The sequence below is a fragment of the Pseudoxanthomonas sp. LjRoot204_2 genome (assembly GCF_056175765.1).
Genome location: NZ_JBGFFG010000035.1, coordinates 1 through 15107, shown reverse-complemented (window position 1 = coordinate 15107; position 15107 = coordinate 1). Strand labels below are relative to the sequence as shown.

The following is a 15107-nucleotide window of genomic DNA, read 5'->3' as shown; positions in this document are numbered from 1 at the left end:
GCAGCATCGGCATCGCCCAATGATCGACCAGCAGGAACGCGAACAGCGCCATCAGGTAGACGATCGAGTAGTTGAAGACACGCATCGGAAAGAAGTCGTCCGGCGGATCCAGCAATCGCCACGCGTACCAGAGGAACACCGCGCCCAGCACCAGCGCGCCCCCCAGGTAGAAGAAGCCGCTCATGCCGAACACCACCGGCAGCACCGTCACTTCGACCAGCAGCACCGTGTAGAACAGGATCTGCCAGCGCGTGTACRTCACGCCATGCGTCACCGGCAGCATCGGCACCAGTGCGCGGGCGTAGTCCTCGCGGCGGAAGATCGCCAGCGCCCAGAAATGCGGCGGCGTCCAGACGAAGATGATCAGCACCAGCAGCAGCGCGTGCGGCCAGTCCCACTCGCCCTGCATGCCGGTCATGGTGGCCCAGCCGAGCAGCGGAGGCGCAGCACCGGCGATGCCGCCGATGACGATGTTCTGCGGCGTGGCGCGCTTCAGGAACACCGTGTAGACCACGGCATAGCCGATCAGCGACGCGAACGTCAGGATCGCCGTGATGGTGTTCACCCACAGCACCAGGAGGGTCATCGACAACGCCGCCAGGACAAGCGCGAACACCAGCGCTTGCCACGGCTTCACCTGGCCCTGCACCAGCGGGCGCCACGAGGTGCGCGCCATCTTCGCGTCGATGCGCGCGTCGAGCAGCTGGTTGATCGCGGCGGCGCTGGAGGCGGCCAGCCAGATGCCGAGGAAGCCCAGCGCGCCGCGCAGCAGCTCCGCGCCGTCGGGCAGGCCGTCGATGGCGAGGAACATGCCGACGATCGCGGTGAACACGATCAGCGCCACCACGCGCGGCTTGGTCAGGTCCCAGTACTGGCGGAACGTCGATGCCATCAGTCCGGCCTGCGCAGGCGCGCGGTCAGCGAGACCAGGGTGAACAGCAGCAGCACGGCACCGGCGTTGTGCGCAACGGCCACCGGCAGCGGCAGGTTGAGCTTCACGTTGAGGATGCCCAGCGTGACCTGCGCGGCGATCAGCACCCCCAGCGTCAGCGACCAGCTGCGCATGCCGGGGGTGCGGAACAGGCGAAGCGCCAGCGCCAGCACGTACAGCGCCACCACCACCGCCATCGCGCGATGGGCGAGCTGGATCGCAATGCGGGCCGCGCCATCGAGCACACCGCCTTCGTAGTCCACGCCGATGCCACGCCACAGCACGAAGCCTTCGCGGAAGTCCGCCGGTGGCGCCCACTGGCCCACGCATTTCGGAAAATCCAGGCCGCAGGCCAGGGCCGCGTAATTCGCGCTGACCCAACCGCCCAGCGCAATCTGGATGCCGAGCAATGCCAGCCCGCCGATCAGCCAGCGGCGCAGCACGGTCGCATCGGCCAGCGTGATCGGCCGGCCGGTGGCCCGCCACGCCATCCAGACGAGCAGCGAGAACGTGGTCAGGCCGCCGAGCAGGTGCCCCATCACGACGATGGGCTTCAGCAGCCAGGTGACCGTCCACATGCCGAGCAGCGCCTGGAAGATGATCACCGCCAGCGTCAGTGCACCGGCGCGCGCCAGGTCGATGTTCGTCCAACGCAATGCCGCGAACAGCAGGATCGCTTCGCCGATGACCGCAAGTACGGACGCTTCCACGTGCTCGCCGTGCATGTACAGCGGGATCGCCGCGCCGACCAGCCCGGCGGCGATCAGGATCTGCGCGATGCCCCAGCGCCGGCGGCGCGCGGCGAGCAGCGCCAGCACCAGCACCAGCACGCCCAGCGACGCGGCGAGGTGGCGGTGCACCTGTTCGCGCCACGCCTTGTGGGTTTCGAACGGCCGGATCTCGCTGGCGACGTGGGAGGCCGCTTCATCGACCGCTTTCGGCCACGCGGCACGGCCGTAGCAGGTCGGCCAGTCGGGGCAGCTCAGCCCGGCATCGGACAGGCGCACGAAGGCGCCGAACACGACGACGCACAGCGTCAGTGCGACCGCGAGCCAGGCGATGCGATGGAAGTGCTTGTAGACAGCAGGACGGGAGAGGACGGAGCGGGCGGGGGTAGTCATCATCGGCGGTTCTGTGAGCGGCTCAGATGAGCTTGATCAGCTTGGACACATCCGTGCGCAGGCCGCCCGGATCGAAGCCGGGGGCATAGCGCAGGATGACGAAGCCATGGGGATCGATCACGTAGACCGGCGTACCCGCCGCGTCGTCGACCTGCGGCAGGCGCGCGCGCAGGGGATCGTTGGCGCGCACCTCGCGCAGGGCCGCATGGCGGGGGGCGTCGGCGGGATAGTCGCCGATCCAGAGGATGTCCACTTCGTCGGCGTTGTGGCCGAACAGTTGCCAGACCTTGTCCAGGTCGCGGGCGAGCCGGGTGCAGGCCTGCGCGCAGTCCGGCGCCGGGGCGGCGACGATGCGCCAGCGACGCTCGGCGGGCGTCCAGTCGTAGCGGCCACCGTCGGCCAGCGTCAGCGAAAGATCGCGCGCGTCCGCCGGCGGCTGCAGCATCACCCCGTGGTTCTTGTGCGAGGCGGGTTGCCAGCCGGAGAAACGCAGGATGCCGGCGCCGAACACGGTGCCGAAGAACAACGCGAACAGGCCGACGAGCATCCACCGCCCGCGACGCCGCTGGGCGGGATCGAATGGTTTTGGGTCCATGGACGCATTTTCTCACGCCCGCGGGATCATTGCCCCTTCCGTGCACCACGCCGGCTGCGCCAGGTCAGCACCAGTGCCGTCACCAGCACGGCGCCCGCCAGTCCGAACCACTGCACGGCATAGCCGATGTGGCGCTCCGGGGGCAGCGTGTTGGGCAGGATGTCCAGGTCGCGCGCATAGCCCAGCGGCAGGTCCGGATCCAGCTTCAGCACACGTGGCGCCAATGAAGGCAGGCCCAGCGCCTGGCCGATCTCCTGCCGCTGCAGCGCGATCACCAGCAGGCTGCCATCCGGCTGCGCGCTGGGCAGCGCGTGGGCGATGCCTTCCGATGGCGGCGGTACCAGCAGTCCGGTAATGCGCTGGGTACCCGACAGCGGCGCCACGGCCGGCATCTCGCGGTTGCCCGGCACCGGCAGCCAGCCCAGTTCCACCAGCAGCGGCGCTCCCGCATCGGCCGGCTGGAAGACACGATACGCGCGCACGCCGGGCTGGCGGTCGCGGGTCTGGTTGTCGAGCAGGATGGCCGGCGCAGGCAGGAATTCGCCCTCGCCGGCCGCCCAGTCGTAGGCCTGCGACCGCGCCTTGTCCGCGGCCGACGCCAGCGGCTGCGGCTGACGCTCCGCCAGCACGCGGGCGGTCTCGGCCAACATCGCCTCCTTCTGCTCTGCCCGCCCCCACTGCCAGGCGCCCAGGCTGCCGAACAGCGACATGACCAGCACCGCCAGGGTCCAGCCGACCGGCAGCGGCATGTGGCGGCTCATGGACTGCGTCCGAGTGTCGCACCCACCGCGGGCTCACCCGGGGAGAGCGATAATGCGCGCCTCACTGCCGAAGTCCCGTCGAGGACGCCATGAACGATTCGCTGAAAACCCTGCTGATCATCGCCTTCCTCATCCTCATCGTCTGGAACCTGGGCGCAGGCCTGTACTACATGCTGGTCGACAAGGGCGAGAGCAAGCGCACCGTCAACGCGCTGACGCGCCGCATCGCCCTCTCCGTCGGCCTGATCCTGCTGGTCGTGCTGGCCATCAAGATGGGCTGGATCCAGCCGCACGGCATCAATCCCGGCTGAGCACGCATTGTCCCGCGCGCGGCACCGCGCGCCAACCGGGCAAAAGAAAAGGGCCGGCATTGCCGGCCCTTTCTTCGTTGCGGCGTCGCCCGCGCTTACAGCACGTAGACGAACAGGAACAGGCCCAGCCACACCACGTCCACGAAGTGCCAGTACCAAGCCACGGCTTCGAAGCCGAAGTGATCGTCCTTGGTGAAGTGGCCCTTGGCGCAACGGAACCAGATGATGGCCAGCATGATGGTACCCAGCGTCACATGCAGGCCGTGGAAGCCGGTCAGCATGAAGAACGTGGAGCCGTAGATGCCCGAGCCCAGCGTCAGGTTCAGTTCCTTATACGCGTGGACGTATTCCTCGGCCTGGAAGAACAGGAACACGCAGCCCAGCAGCACCGTGGCGCCCAGCCAGATCAGCAGCTGGCTGCGGTTGCCGGCCTTCAGCGCATGGTGCGCGATGGTGATGGTGACGCCGGAGGTCAGCAGGATCAGCGTGTTGAGCAGCGGCAGGCCCCACGCCGGGATGGTCTGGAACTGGCCGCCCACCTGGCCCGGGCCGGCGCTCGGCCACGCGGCCGAGAAGCCTTCCCACAGCAGGCTGTTGGTCATCACACCGTCGCCTTCGCCGCCCAGCCACGGCAACGCGAGCGTGCGGGCATAGAACAGCGCACCGAAGAAGGCCGCGAAGAACATCACTTCCGAGAAGATGAACCACACCATGCCCATGCGGAACGACACGTCCACCTGGCGGTTGTAGTGGCCGCTCACCGACTCGCGGATCACGTCGCCGAACCACATGAACAGCGTGGCGCACAGGCCGACCACGCCGGCGTAGAACGTCCACATGCCGAACGACAGGTCGTTGAGCCAGCTGGCCACGCCGACCATGGTGACGAACATGGCGATGGAACCCACAAACGGCCACTTGGAGCTGTGCGGCACGAAGTAGATGTTGGCGTCTGGCGATGGGGCGTTTGCCATGGCGATGCTTCCGGTTGCTAAGGCGAAGTCAGGGGGCCGCGAGCGGCGAAGTCGACGCATTGCCCGTGCCGATCTGCGCGGTCAGGGCGTCGTTCTTGAAGAAGGTGTACGACAGGGTGATCGTCTTCACTTCCGCCGGCAGGTCCTGGTCCACGATGAAGCGGACCGGCATGTCGCGGCTTTCGCCGGGTTGCAGCGTCTGGGCGGTGAAGCAGAAGCACTCGGTCTTGGTGAAGTAGCCCGACGCGCGCGCCGGCGCGACCGACGGCACGGCGCTGCCGACGACGGCCTTGTCGCTGTCGTTGCGAGCGAAATACTTCGCTTCGTAGAGCTCGCCGGGCACCACCTGCATGGTCAGCTGTTCCGGCTTGAAGGCCCACGGCAGCTTGGAGTTCACGCCGCCGTCGAACTGCACGGTGACCGTGCGCTTCGCCTTGGCGGCGGCCGCCGCGGCGGCCTGGCCCGGGCCCTGCTCCAGGCGTATGCCGAACACCTTCTCGCAGGCGATGCGATACAGCGGCACCAGCGAGAACGTCAGCACGAACACCGCCATCGCCACGCCGACCAGCTTGAACAGGCCGGCCGAGTTGGACTTCGCCGCCGTCATGYGGCCAGCACCGCGCGGCCGATGAAGGCCACGAAGATGGCGAAGGCGATGCCGCCGATCACCCACGCGGTCCGCAGCACTGCCCTGCGGCGGCGCGCGAGTTCTTCGGGGGTGAAGGCGGGGACGTTCATGCGGTCGCGGTCAGGCGTTCAGTGCGTCACGTCGCCGTGCGCCAGGTCGCCGTCCCGGATGACCGGCGGCGTGGTGAACGTGTGGTGCGGCGCCGGCGACGGCACGGTCCACTCCAGCCCCTTCGCGTTCTCCCAGGCGCGCGCCTCGGCCTTCTTGCCGCTGCGCAGCGAGGACCACAGGATGGCGGCCATCATGAAGGGCGTGACGAACATGCCGAACGCACCGATCGAGCTGATCAGGTTCCAGTCCGCGAACACCGGGTTGTAGTCCGGGATGCGGCGCGGCATGCCGGCCAGGCCCAGGAAGTGCTGCGGGAAGAACAGCAGGTTGACGAACACGATCGTCCACCAGAAATGGACCTTGCCCCAGAACTCGCTGTACATGCGGCCGGTCCACTTCGGCCACCAGTAATAGGTGGCGGCGATGATCGAGAACAGCGCGCCGGTCACCAGCACGTAGTGGAAGTGCGCCACCACGAAGTAGGTGTCGTGGTACTGGAAGTCCGCCGGCACGATCGCCAGCATCAGGCCGGAGAAACCGCCGATGGTGAACAGGATGACGAAGCCCACGGCCCACAGCATCGGCGTCTCGAAGGACAGCGAGCCGCGCCACATCGTGCTGACCCAGTTGAACACCTTCACGCCGGTCGGGATGGCGATCAGCATGGTGGCGAACATGAAGTAGATCTCGCCGCCCAGCGGCATGCCCACCGTGAACATGTGGTGCGCCCACACGATGAACGACAGGAAGGCGATCGAGGCGGTCGCGTACACCATGGCCTGGTAGCCGAACAGCGGCTTGCGGCTGAAGGTCGGGATGATTTCCGACACCACGCCGAACGCCGGCAGGATCATGATGTAGACCTCGGGGTGACCGAAGAACCAGAAGATGTGCTGGTACATCACCGGGTCGCCGCCGCCGGCGGCGTTGAAGAAGCTGGTGCCGAAGAACTTGTCGGTCAGCAGCATTGTCACCGCGCCCGCCAGCACCGGCATCACCGCGATCAGCAGGAACGCGGTGATCAGCCAGGTCCAGCAGAAGATCGGCATCTTCAGCAGGTCGATGCCCGGCGCGCGCATGTTCAGCACGGTGGCGATGATGTTGATGGCGCCCATGATCGAGCTGACGCCCATCATGTGGATCGCGAAGATGGTGAAGGCGACGTTGTAGCCGCCCTGCAGCGACAGCGGCGGGTACAGCGTCCAGCCACCGGCCGGCGCGCCGCCCGGCAGGAACAGCGACATCAGCAGCAGGGTGAAGGCGAACGGCATGATCCAGAAGGACCAGTTGTTCATGCGCGGCAGCGCCATGTCCGGCGCACCGACCTGCAGCGGGATCATCCAGTTGGCCAGGCCGACGAACGCCGGCATCACGCCACCGAAGATCATGACCAGCGCATGCACCGTGGTCATCTGGTTGAAGAACTCGGGGCTGACGAACTGCAGGCCCGGCACCATCAGCTCGGCACGGATGATCACCGACATGCCCGCGCCGATGATGAACATGATGAAGCTGAAGATCAGGTAGAGCGTACCGATGTCCTTGTGGTTCGTGGAGAAGAACCACCGCTCGATGAAGCTCTGCTGGTGACCGTGGTGATCGTCGTGATGATCGACAGCGGTGTTGGCCATGTTCGTACTCTCTTGCAGCTGGTGCGGACGGTCGATCAGCCCTGCGCGGTCGGCGCGGGCGTCTCGGCGGTGGGGGCGGCTTCAACGGCCGGGGCCGTCGTGGCGTCGGCCGGAGCGGCCGGTTCCACCGGCGCGGCCGGAGCGGGTTCGGCGGCCGGAGCGGGCTTCTTCGACGCCAGCCACTGCTCGAACTCGGCCTTCGGCACCGCCTTCACGACGATCGGCATGAAGCCGTGGTCCTTGCCGCACAGCTCGGCGCACTGGCCGCGGTAGATACCGGGTTCCTTGATGTCGGTCCAGGCCTCGTTGACGATGCCCGGGATCGCATCCTGCTTCCAGCCCAGCGCCGGTACCCACCAGGCGTGGATCACGTCGTCGGCGGTGATGACGAAACGGATCTTGGTATTGGTCGGCAGGACCAGCTGGTTGTCGACGTCCAGCAGGTAGTGCGGGTTCTTCGCCAGGTCCGGCTTCTCGCCGCTCTGGCGGATGCGGTCGGACTCGCGGTCCAGCCGGCTGGTGAAGGAGACGTCCTCGCCCAGGTAGTCGTACTTCCACATCCACTGGTAGCCGGTGACCTTGACGGTCATCTCGGCATCGCGGGTGTCGTACATGGCGATCAGCTTGGCGGTGGCCGGCCAGGCCATGACCACCAGGATCAGCACCGGGATGACGGTCCAGATGATCTCGGCCGTGGTGTTGTGGCTGAACTGCGCCGGCACCGCACCCTTGGAATGGCGGAACTTGAACATCGCGTAGCCCATCGCGCCGAACACGATGACGCCGATCACGATGCAGACCCACAGCGCGATCATGTGCGCGTCATAGGCATGCTGCGAGGACGCGGTGACGCCCTTGCCCATGTTCAGCTGCCACCGGTGCGGGTCGGCCGACTGCGCCCAGGCCAGCGCCGGCATCGCCAGCAGCGTGCAGGCCGTCACCAACCGCTTCCACATCCCATTCACTTGCGTCATTGCCTAGACCCCAATGCGTCATCGGTTGCGGCCGCTCGCGGCCGCCAGTAAATCCTGCAACGTGTCCGCCAGCTCCCGGCGTTCGGCCGGCCCCAGGAAGTCGCCTACCCGGACCCGCCTGCCGCTGGATGCCAGCGAAATCCTTTCGCCTTCCCGCTCGATCCCCAGCCGTACCCAGTACGGGTGCGCCCGGAACACCACCCCGGCGTCGGAGGTGACCACCTCCACCGCCTCGGGACCGATGCGGATCTCCTCGCCCCTGTCGCCGCTGCGCCACAGCGCCCTTAGCGCCGTGGCCACGATGGCCGAATGGAGCAATGCAAAGGCCGGCGCGAAGGCATTGCCTCCCCACCAGCCCAGCATGGCGACGATCCACATCGCGCCCGACAGCGCCACGAACAACAGGATGAACTGGCGGCGCGTCAACGCGCGGGGCGGCCGCAACCGGAGCTGCGCACCACGCCCGTCCCACGATGACGGCACCCTTTCGATCATGTCGTCCGCCACACGATCCGGGCTGCGGAAAACCGCTGAATGGTAGCTCCCGGCACACTTTGCGGCAAGTTTCATTGATCCTGCACAAGGCGCGCGAATCCTCCGCAAACGCGGCGCGGCGCGTTCGCGCGGCGATTCCGCGACCGGCGTCACCGCCCGGACGACCGCCCTGCCGCGGCCCGTGCGCGCGGTCGCCGCGGGCATATCCGGCCCGGCCGCGCCGTCCTAAACTAATGGACTGCCTTTGGACTGCCCCGCCGTCATGTCGACCCCTTCGCCTGTCCCCTCATCCGCCGCTCCACCGGTCGGCGCCGTCGTCTCTCCCGAGCTTCCCGCACCCCCCGCCGCGCTGCGCGCCGCCATCACGGCCGCCTGGCTGCGCGACGAGACCGAGCACGTCCGCGAACTGCTCGGACAGGCCCGCCTGCCGGCCGACGAACAGGTCCAGGCGCAGAAGCTGGCCGTGGACTTGGTGAAACGGGTCCGCGCGCGCGCCCAGGACCAGGGCGCGATCGAGGCCTTCATGCGCCAGTACGACCTGGGCAGCGAGGAAGGCGTGCTGTTGATGTGCGTGGCCGAGGCCCTGCTGCGCATTCCGGACCAGGAGACCGCGGACAAGCTGATCCGCGACAAGCTGGGCGACGCCGACTGGGAGAAGCACCTCGGCCAGAGCGACTCGGTGCTGGTGAACGCCTCCACCTGGGGCCTGATGCTGACCGGCAAGCTGGTCAACCTGAACGACCTGACCCGCGCCGACGTGCCGGGCGCCTTCAAGCGCCTGGTCGGCCGCGTGGGCGAGCCGGTCATCCGGCTGGCGGTACGCCAGGCCATGCGGATCATGGGGCACCAGTTCGTCATGGGCCGCACCATCGACGAGGCGCTGGCCCGCAGCCGCAAGGGCGACAACGCCGACTACCGCTATTCGTTCGACATGCTGGGCGAGGGCGCGCTGACCACGAAGGATGCGGCGCGCTACCTGGAGGCCTATCGCCAGGCGATCCACGCGATCGGCCGCACCGGCCCGTTCGCGGACGTGCTGGCGGCGCCGAGCATCTCGATCAAGCTGTCCGCGCTGCACCCGCGCTACGAACACGCCAAGCGCGCCCGGGTGATGCGCGAGCTCGCGCCGGCGATCCTCGAACTGGCGCAGCTGGCCAAGTCGTATGGCATCGGCTTCACCATCGATGCCGAAGAGGCCGACCGCCTGGAGCTGTCGCTGGACCTGATCGAGGCGACGTTCTCCGACGACTCGCTGGCCGGCTGGGAGGGCTATGGCCTGGCCGTGCAGGCTTACCAGAAGCGCACGCCGTACGTGATCGACTTCCTGGCCGACCTGGCCCGGCGCGTCGGTCGCCGCATGCCGGTGCGTCTGGTGAAGGGTGCGTACTGGGATGCCGAGATCAAGCGCGCGCAGATCGACGGCCATCCGGGCTACCCGGTGTTCACCCGCAAGCCGAACACCGACGTTTCGTACCTCGCCAACGCGCGCCGCATGCTCGACCACGGCGACGCGCTGTACCCGATGTTCGCCACCCACAACGCGCAGACCATCGCCGCGATCCGCTTCATCGCCGCAGGTCGCCCCTACGAGCACCAGAAGCTGCACGGCATGGGCGACGATCTGTACGCCGAAGTGGTGCCGAAGCACCGCCTCGACACGCCGTGCCGCGTCTACGCGCCGGTCGGCTCGCACGAGGACCTGCTGCCGTACCTCGTGCGGCGCCTGCTCGAGAACGGCGCCAACAGCAGCTTCGTCAACCGTATCACCGACGAGAACGTCGCCATCGAGGACCTCGTGCGCGACCCGGTGCAGACGGTGTCCGAATTCGATTCCATCCCGCATCCGCGCATCCCGCTGCCGGTCGATCTTTTCCGGAGCCAACCGGCTCCCATCGCCTCTTCTGACAGGAACAACTCCATGGGCGCCAACCTCGCCAACGACAACGACCTGCGCGCGCTCGCCGAGCGCATCAACGCGGCGGTCAAGCCGTGGCGCGCGGCGCCGCTGGTGCCGGGCGCCGTCGTGTCCGGCAACGCGCTGCCGGTGACCAATCCGGCCGACCGCCGCCAGACGGTCGGCGAATGGCAGCCCGCCGACAGCGCCGCCGTCGAGAAGGCATTGGCCAATGCCGTCGCCGCGCAGCCCGCCTGGGATCGCACGCCGGCCGCGAGTCGCGCCGCCATCCTCGAACACGCCGCCAATCTGCTGGAACAGCGCCTGCCCGACTACATCGCGCTGTGCGTGAAGGAAGCCGGCAAGACCATCCCCGACAGCGTCGCCGAGGTGCGCGAGGCGGTCGATTTCCTGCGCTATTACGCCGCGCAGGCGCGCACGCAGTTCGGCGCGCCGGAACACCTGCCCGGCCCGACCGGAGAATCCAACCAGCTGCAGCTGCAGGGCCGCGGCGTGTTCGTCTGCATCAGCCCGTGGAACTTCCCGCTGGCGATCTTCCTGGGGCAGGTCAGCGCCGCGCTCGCCGCCGGCAACAGCGTGATCGCCAAGCCGGCGGAGCAGACCAACCTGATCGGCCACGCGGCGGTGAAGCTGCTGCACGAGGCCGGCATTCCCGAGTCGGTGCTGCAGTTCCTGCCCGGCGACGGCGCCACCGTCGGCGCTGCGCTGACCAAGGACCCGCGCGTCGCCGGTGTCGCGTTCACCGGCTCCACCGAGACCGCGCGCGCGATCAACCGCGCGCTGGCCAGCCGCGACGCCGGCCCGATCGCCACGCTGATCGCCGAGACCGGCGGCCAGAACGCTTTCATCGCCGATTCCTCCGCGCTGCCGGAGCAATTGGTGAAGGATGCGATGGGCTCGGCCTTCACCTCGGCGGGCCAGCGCTGCTCGGCGGCACGCGTGCTGTTCGTGCAGGACGACATCGCCGACAAGGTGATGACCATGCTCGCCGGCGCGATGGATGAACTGAAGATCGGCGATCCGGGCCTGCTGTCGACCGACGTCGGCCCGGTGATCGATGCCGACGCGCTGAAGATCCTCGACGACCACGCCGCACGCATGGCGAAGGAAGCGCGCCTGATCAAGCAGGCGAACGCAGGCGAGGACACTGCACACGGCACGTTCTTCGCGCCGCGCGCGTRGGAGCTGACGTCGCTGGACCAGTTGCACAAGGAAATCTTCGGACCCGCCTTGCACGTGATCCGGTGGAAGGCCGACCAGCTGGATGCGGTTATCGACCAGATCAACGCCACCGGCTACGGTCTGACCCTGGGCGTGCACTCGCGCATCGACGAAACCGTAGACCGCATCGCGGCGCGCGTGAAGGTCGGCAACGTGTACGTCAACCGCAACCAGATCGGCGCCGTGGTGGGGGTTCAGCCGTTCGGCGGCCAGGGCCTGTCGGGCACGGGCCCGAAGGCGGGTGGACCGCACTACCTGCCGCGCTTCGCCACCGAGAAGACCGTCACCGTCAACACGACCGCGGCCGGCGGCAACGCGTCGCTGCTGACGCTGGGCGAATGACGTAACGCGCCGTTTTTCGCCCGATGCCGGACACCGAGCCCCGCCGATGCGGGGCTTTTTCGTGGGACATGACCCACGGCACTGATGCGGGCGGCGGTGTCGCCGCGATCCTGCCGATCCGTGGTCGCCGTCGCTGAACTTCCGCCGCGACTGCGCCAGCATCGCGCCGCGAGCCTGCCGGAATGCGCCGTTTCCTGCGTTCCTGCAGCGACAGGATGTTCAAAGGCCAGCAGGGCTCCACCGACGCATGACGACCGACTTCTACAACCTGCTGCTCAGCGACTGCGCCTTGGCCGCCGTGCTGCTGGTGCTGTTCCTCTACGTGGGCAGGGTCTCGCGCGGCGTGCGCGGCATCGCCACCTGGGGCGTGGCGCATTTCCTCTATTCACTCGGCGCGGCGATGCTGGACGGCACGGCGCAGACGCTCGTGCGCGCCGGCAATGAATCGCTCGCGGACGGCATCGCCGGTGCCGGTGGCGTGCTCGCGTGCGCGGGGCTGGTCGGACTGGCATGGTCGATCATCCAGTTCGTGCAACAGCGCGCGCTGGCCCTGTGGGAACGCGCATTGCTGCCGCTGTGCCTGGGCTTCTCGCTGGCTGGCGTGGCCCTGGGGGGCGGCGTGGAGGCGCAGGGCGCGGCGATGAGCGCCACGGAAGTGATCGTGCTGCTGGTCATGGTGCGGCATCTGTTCGCGCTGCACGGTGCGCCCGACCACGTCCCGGCGCGCCTGATGATCGTGGGTTGCGGGGTGCTGTTGTGGCTGTACGGAGGAGACCTGCTGGCGGCGCTGACCGGACGTTACGGCCCCAACCCGATGTGGGTGAACCTGGACCTGTCCATCTGGTTCCTGCTCAATTTCTGCATGCTGATGCTGGCCAGTTTCCGTGCGGCGGAGCCCTTGCGGCGCGGCGCGCTGTTCGATCCGCTGACGGGCGCCTTGAACCGGCGCGGGCTGGACAACGAGCTGCAGGCGCTCGGCACGCGAGCCGCCGGGGAGCACGGGCTTGCCGTGATCGTGCTGGACCTGGACCACTTCAAGGCGGTCAACGACGACCATGGCCATGAAACCGGCGACCGGGTACTGCAGCGCTTCTCCGACGTGGTTCGCGGCTGCATCCGCAGCGAGGATCTGTTCGCGCGGCTGGGCGGCGAGGAATTCATGCTGGTCTTGCGCAACACGCAGGCCGACACCGCGCACGCCCTGGCCGAACGCATCCGCCGGCAGGTGATGATGCTGGAGTTCGCGCCCGCCCATCGCAACATCCGCGTCACCGTGAGCCTGGGCATCTCGTTCTCCGCCGACCGCCATGCCCCCTGCGAAACGCTGATCCGGCTCGCCGACGAGGCGCTCTACGACGCCAAGCACAAGGGGCGCAACCGGATCGAGGTACGCTGGCATCCCGCCTGAGTAAGAGACCGCCATGCCGCGACRCCATCGCCTTGCCCTCGCCCTCGTCCTGTGCGGCGCCCTGCCGCTCGCTCATGCATCTGCCTACCGTTCGGTCTGCCCGGCCGACCCGGGTCGTGCACCCGCGGGCGAACTGACGGCCACGCGCGTGGCCGCCGCGAAGGCCGACGACGGCCAGGACCGCCTGTACGAGGGCGCGGTGTGGAAGGACGGCGCGCTGTACCTGTCGGATTTCGTGCACAGCGGCCGCTTTCCCTCGCGCATCCGCCGCTTCACGCCGCCGGACCGCTGGGAGACCGCGGTGGAGGACAGTGGCAGCAACGGGCTTGCGCTGGATACGGAAGGCCACCTGATCGCCGCCACGCACGACCGCAAACAGGTTGCGCGCGTCGATCTGGACGACGGCACGCGGACGGCACTGGTCTCGACCTTCGAGGGCGCGCCGTTCAATTCGCCGAACGATCTGGTGATGGCCGCCGACGGCACGCTGTACTTCACCGACCCGGACTACCAGCGCAAGGCCGCGCCCGGTGGCCAGCCGCTGACGCGGGTGTACCGCTATCGCGACGGCACCACGAACGTGGTCGACGACACACTGCGCAACCCCAACGGGATCGCACTGTCGCCGGAGGGCGGCACCCTGTACGTGGCCGGCGGCACCGACGACGGCGATGTGTTGCGCGCCTATCCCCTGCGCAACGGCGTGCCGGGCGACGGACGCGACCTCGCGCGCATCAGCGGCGGCGATGGCCTGGCCATCGACTGCCTGGGGAACATCTACGTGACCGAACACGGCGAACGGCGCGTGCGCGTGTTTTCGCCGACCGGTCAGGTTCTTGCGACCATCCGCGTGGATGCGAACATCACAAACGCGGCCTTCGGTGGCGAGGACCGGCGCACGCTGTTCCTCACCGGCGCGGCCAGCCTGTGGTCGATCGACCTGGACGTGGCGGGGCTGCCGTACTGACGGCAACGAGTGCGCTGTGCGCTGGATGCTCTCGGCGGGAGATGGGTTCGAGCGTCTGGTGGACATAGCGTGCGCCATGCGCACGACGCATGAACCCATCACCGCGCGCCCTGCGCTCAGCACACGCTACGGCTGCTTGATGTTCTCACTCCGGGAAGAGAGCCTGTCCCGTACGCGATACGGCGTGGCGTGGCCGGGGCGCCGGATGCGGGTGTGCGGACCGCTGAGCCTCCACCACTCCGCCTGACCCTCAACCCAACCCCTCTCCCGCCAAGGTAGGGGCTTCAAAGCGCCATGCCGGGCGGGTGCCGGCGTTGCGTGCGCCATGAGCACCATGCATGAACCATCACCGCGGGTCGTGCGCATGGCGCACGCTACGGATCGCGTGTTTGCGAGGGCAAAGAAAAACCCCGCCGAAGCGGGGTTTTTCGTGGTCCGGATCCGTGGTGCGATCAGAACTTGTACTGCATCGACACACCGAACAGGTCGGCGCCGCCTTCGAAGTCGCCGACCAGGCGCGCGCGCGTGCTGGTGGTCAGGTCCACTTCGGGCGTATCGACGATGTCGATCTTCACGTAGCTGGCGCTCAGCTCGAAGTGCTCGGACACGTTCCAGGTCAGGCCCAGCGAGTACCACATGCGGTCCTGGTCGGGCAGGCGCGGGGTGCGGTACGGGCGGCTCACCGGGGAGTCGTCGCGGGCCACGCCGGCACGGAAGGTGAA

General features: G+C 68.1%; 15 protein-coding genes. 4 read left to right on the top strand and 11 right to left on the bottom strand.

The features are described 5' to 3' along the window. The 4 genes from AC04L7_RS03200 to AC04L7_RS03185 all read right to left on the bottom strand — a co-directional run. The coding region (locus AC04L7_RS03200; RefSeq protein ID WP_475512512.1) for a heme o synthase at positions 1-892 on the bottom strand (892 nt) is incomplete at its 3' end. Continuing rightward, positions 892-2052: a COX15/CtaA family protein gene (locus AC04L7_RS03195; RefSeq protein WP_435996075.1), complete on the bottom strand. Its 1161-nt coding sequence runs from the start codon at positions 2050-2052 to the stop codon at positions 892-894. The genes AC04L7_RS03195 and AC04L7_RS03200, both read right to left, overlap by 1 nt. A 22-nt stretch (positions 2053-2074) precedes the next feature. Then, entirely contained in the window at positions 2075-2647 is a 573-nt protein-coding gene (locus AC04L7_RS03190; RefSeq protein ID WP_296281345.1) for a hypothetical protein, read from the bottom strand. Between the two features lie 26 nt (positions 2648-2673). Continuing rightward, positions 2674-3408 carry an SURF1 family protein gene (locus tag AC04L7_RS03185; RefSeq protein ID WP_435996072.1) on the bottom strand — a complete coding sequence of 245 codons (735 nt, stop codon included), beginning with the start codon at positions 3406-3408 and terminating at the stop codon, positions 2674-2676. An 89-nt stretch (positions 3409-3497) separates the two neighbouring features. Here AC04L7_RS03185 and AC04L7_RS03180 point away from each other — a divergent pair, with 89 nt between their 5' ends. Next, on the top strand, positions 3498-3719 hold the full coding sequence (locus AC04L7_RS03180) for a twin transmembrane helix small protein (protein WP_162335975.1): 222 nt from the start codon (positions 3498-3500) through the stop codon (positions 3717-3719). Positions 3720-3814: 95 nt separating this feature from the next. On the opposite strand, the gene AC04L7_RS03175 is transcribed toward AC04L7_RS03180, so the two are convergent. From AC04L7_RS03175 to AC04L7_RS03150, 6 genes are read right to left on the bottom strand one after another with little or no spacing between them, the layout of a single operon-like run. Next, positions 3815-4693 (bottom strand): cytochrome c oxidase subunit 3, encoded by an 879-nt coding sequence (locus AC04L7_RS03175; protein ID WP_296281344.1) that lies wholly within the window; start codon positions 4691-4693, stop codon positions 3815-3817. A 28-nt stretch (positions 4694-4721) separates the two neighbouring features. After that, a complete protein-coding gene (locus AC04L7_RS03170) occupies positions 4722-5300 on the bottom strand; it encodes a cytochrome c oxidase assembly protein (RefSeq protein WP_296281343.1) in 579 nt (192 codons plus the stop codon). Further along, positions 5297-5431, bottom strand: a complete 135-nt coding sequence (locus tag AC04L7_RS03165) for a hypothetical protein (RefSeq protein WP_475512511.1) — start codon at positions 5429-5431, stop codon at positions 5297-5299. The genes AC04L7_RS03170 and AC04L7_RS03165 overlap by 4 nt, the downstream gene beginning before the upstream one ends. Positions 5432-5449: 18 nt before the next feature. Beyond that, positions 5450-7063 carry a cytochrome c oxidase subunit I gene (ctaD, locus tag AC04L7_RS03160; protein ID WP_296281341.1) on the bottom strand — a complete coding sequence of 538 codons (1614 nt, stop codon included), beginning with the start codon at positions 7061-7063 and terminating at the stop codon, positions 5450-5452. A 35-nt stretch (positions 7064-7098) separates the two neighbouring features. After that, positions 7099-8037 (bottom strand): cytochrome c oxidase subunit II, encoded by a 939-nt coding sequence (coxB, locus tag AC04L7_RS03155; protein WP_435996068.1) that lies wholly within the window; start codon positions 8035-8037, stop codon positions 7099-7101. Between the two features lie 18 nt (positions 8038-8055). Next, complete coding sequence (locus AC04L7_RS03150) at positions 8056-8532, bottom strand: DUF2244 domain-containing protein (RefSeq protein WP_296281339.1); 477 nt, start codon at positions 8530-8532, stop codon at positions 8056-8058. A 262-nt stretch (positions 8533-8794) separates the two neighbouring features. Here AC04L7_RS03150 and putA point away from each other — a divergent pair, with 262 nt between their 5' ends. The 3 genes from putA to AC04L7_RS03135 all read left to right on the top strand — a co-directional run bounded on the left by putA (position 8795) and on the right by AC04L7_RS03135 (position 14385). Continuing rightward, positions 8795-12010, top strand: coding sequence for a bifunctional proline dehydrogenase/L-glutamate gamma-semialdehyde dehydrogenase PutA (gene putA / locus AC04L7_RS03145; protein WP_475512510.1), 3216 nt, complete (start codon positions 8795-8797; stop codon positions 12008-12010). A gap of 247 nt (positions 12011-12257) precedes the next feature. Next, a complete protein-coding gene (locus AC04L7_RS03140; protein WP_435996064.1) occupies positions 12258-13418 on the top strand; it encodes a GGDEF domain-containing protein in 1161 nt (386 codons plus the stop codon). A 13-nt stretch (positions 13419-13431) separates the two neighbouring features. Continuing rightward, positions 13432-14385 (top strand): SMP-30/gluconolactonase/LRE family protein, encoded by a 954-nt coding sequence (locus tag AC04L7_RS03135; protein ID WP_475512509.1) that lies wholly within the window; start codon positions 13432-13434, stop codon positions 14383-14385. Positions 14386-14837: 452 nt separating this feature from the next. Here the strand turns inward: AC04L7_RS03135 and AC04L7_RS03130 are convergent. Then, the coding region (locus tag AC04L7_RS03130) for an OmpP1/FadL family transporter (protein WP_475512508.1) at positions 14838-15107 on the bottom strand (270 nt) is incomplete at its 5' end.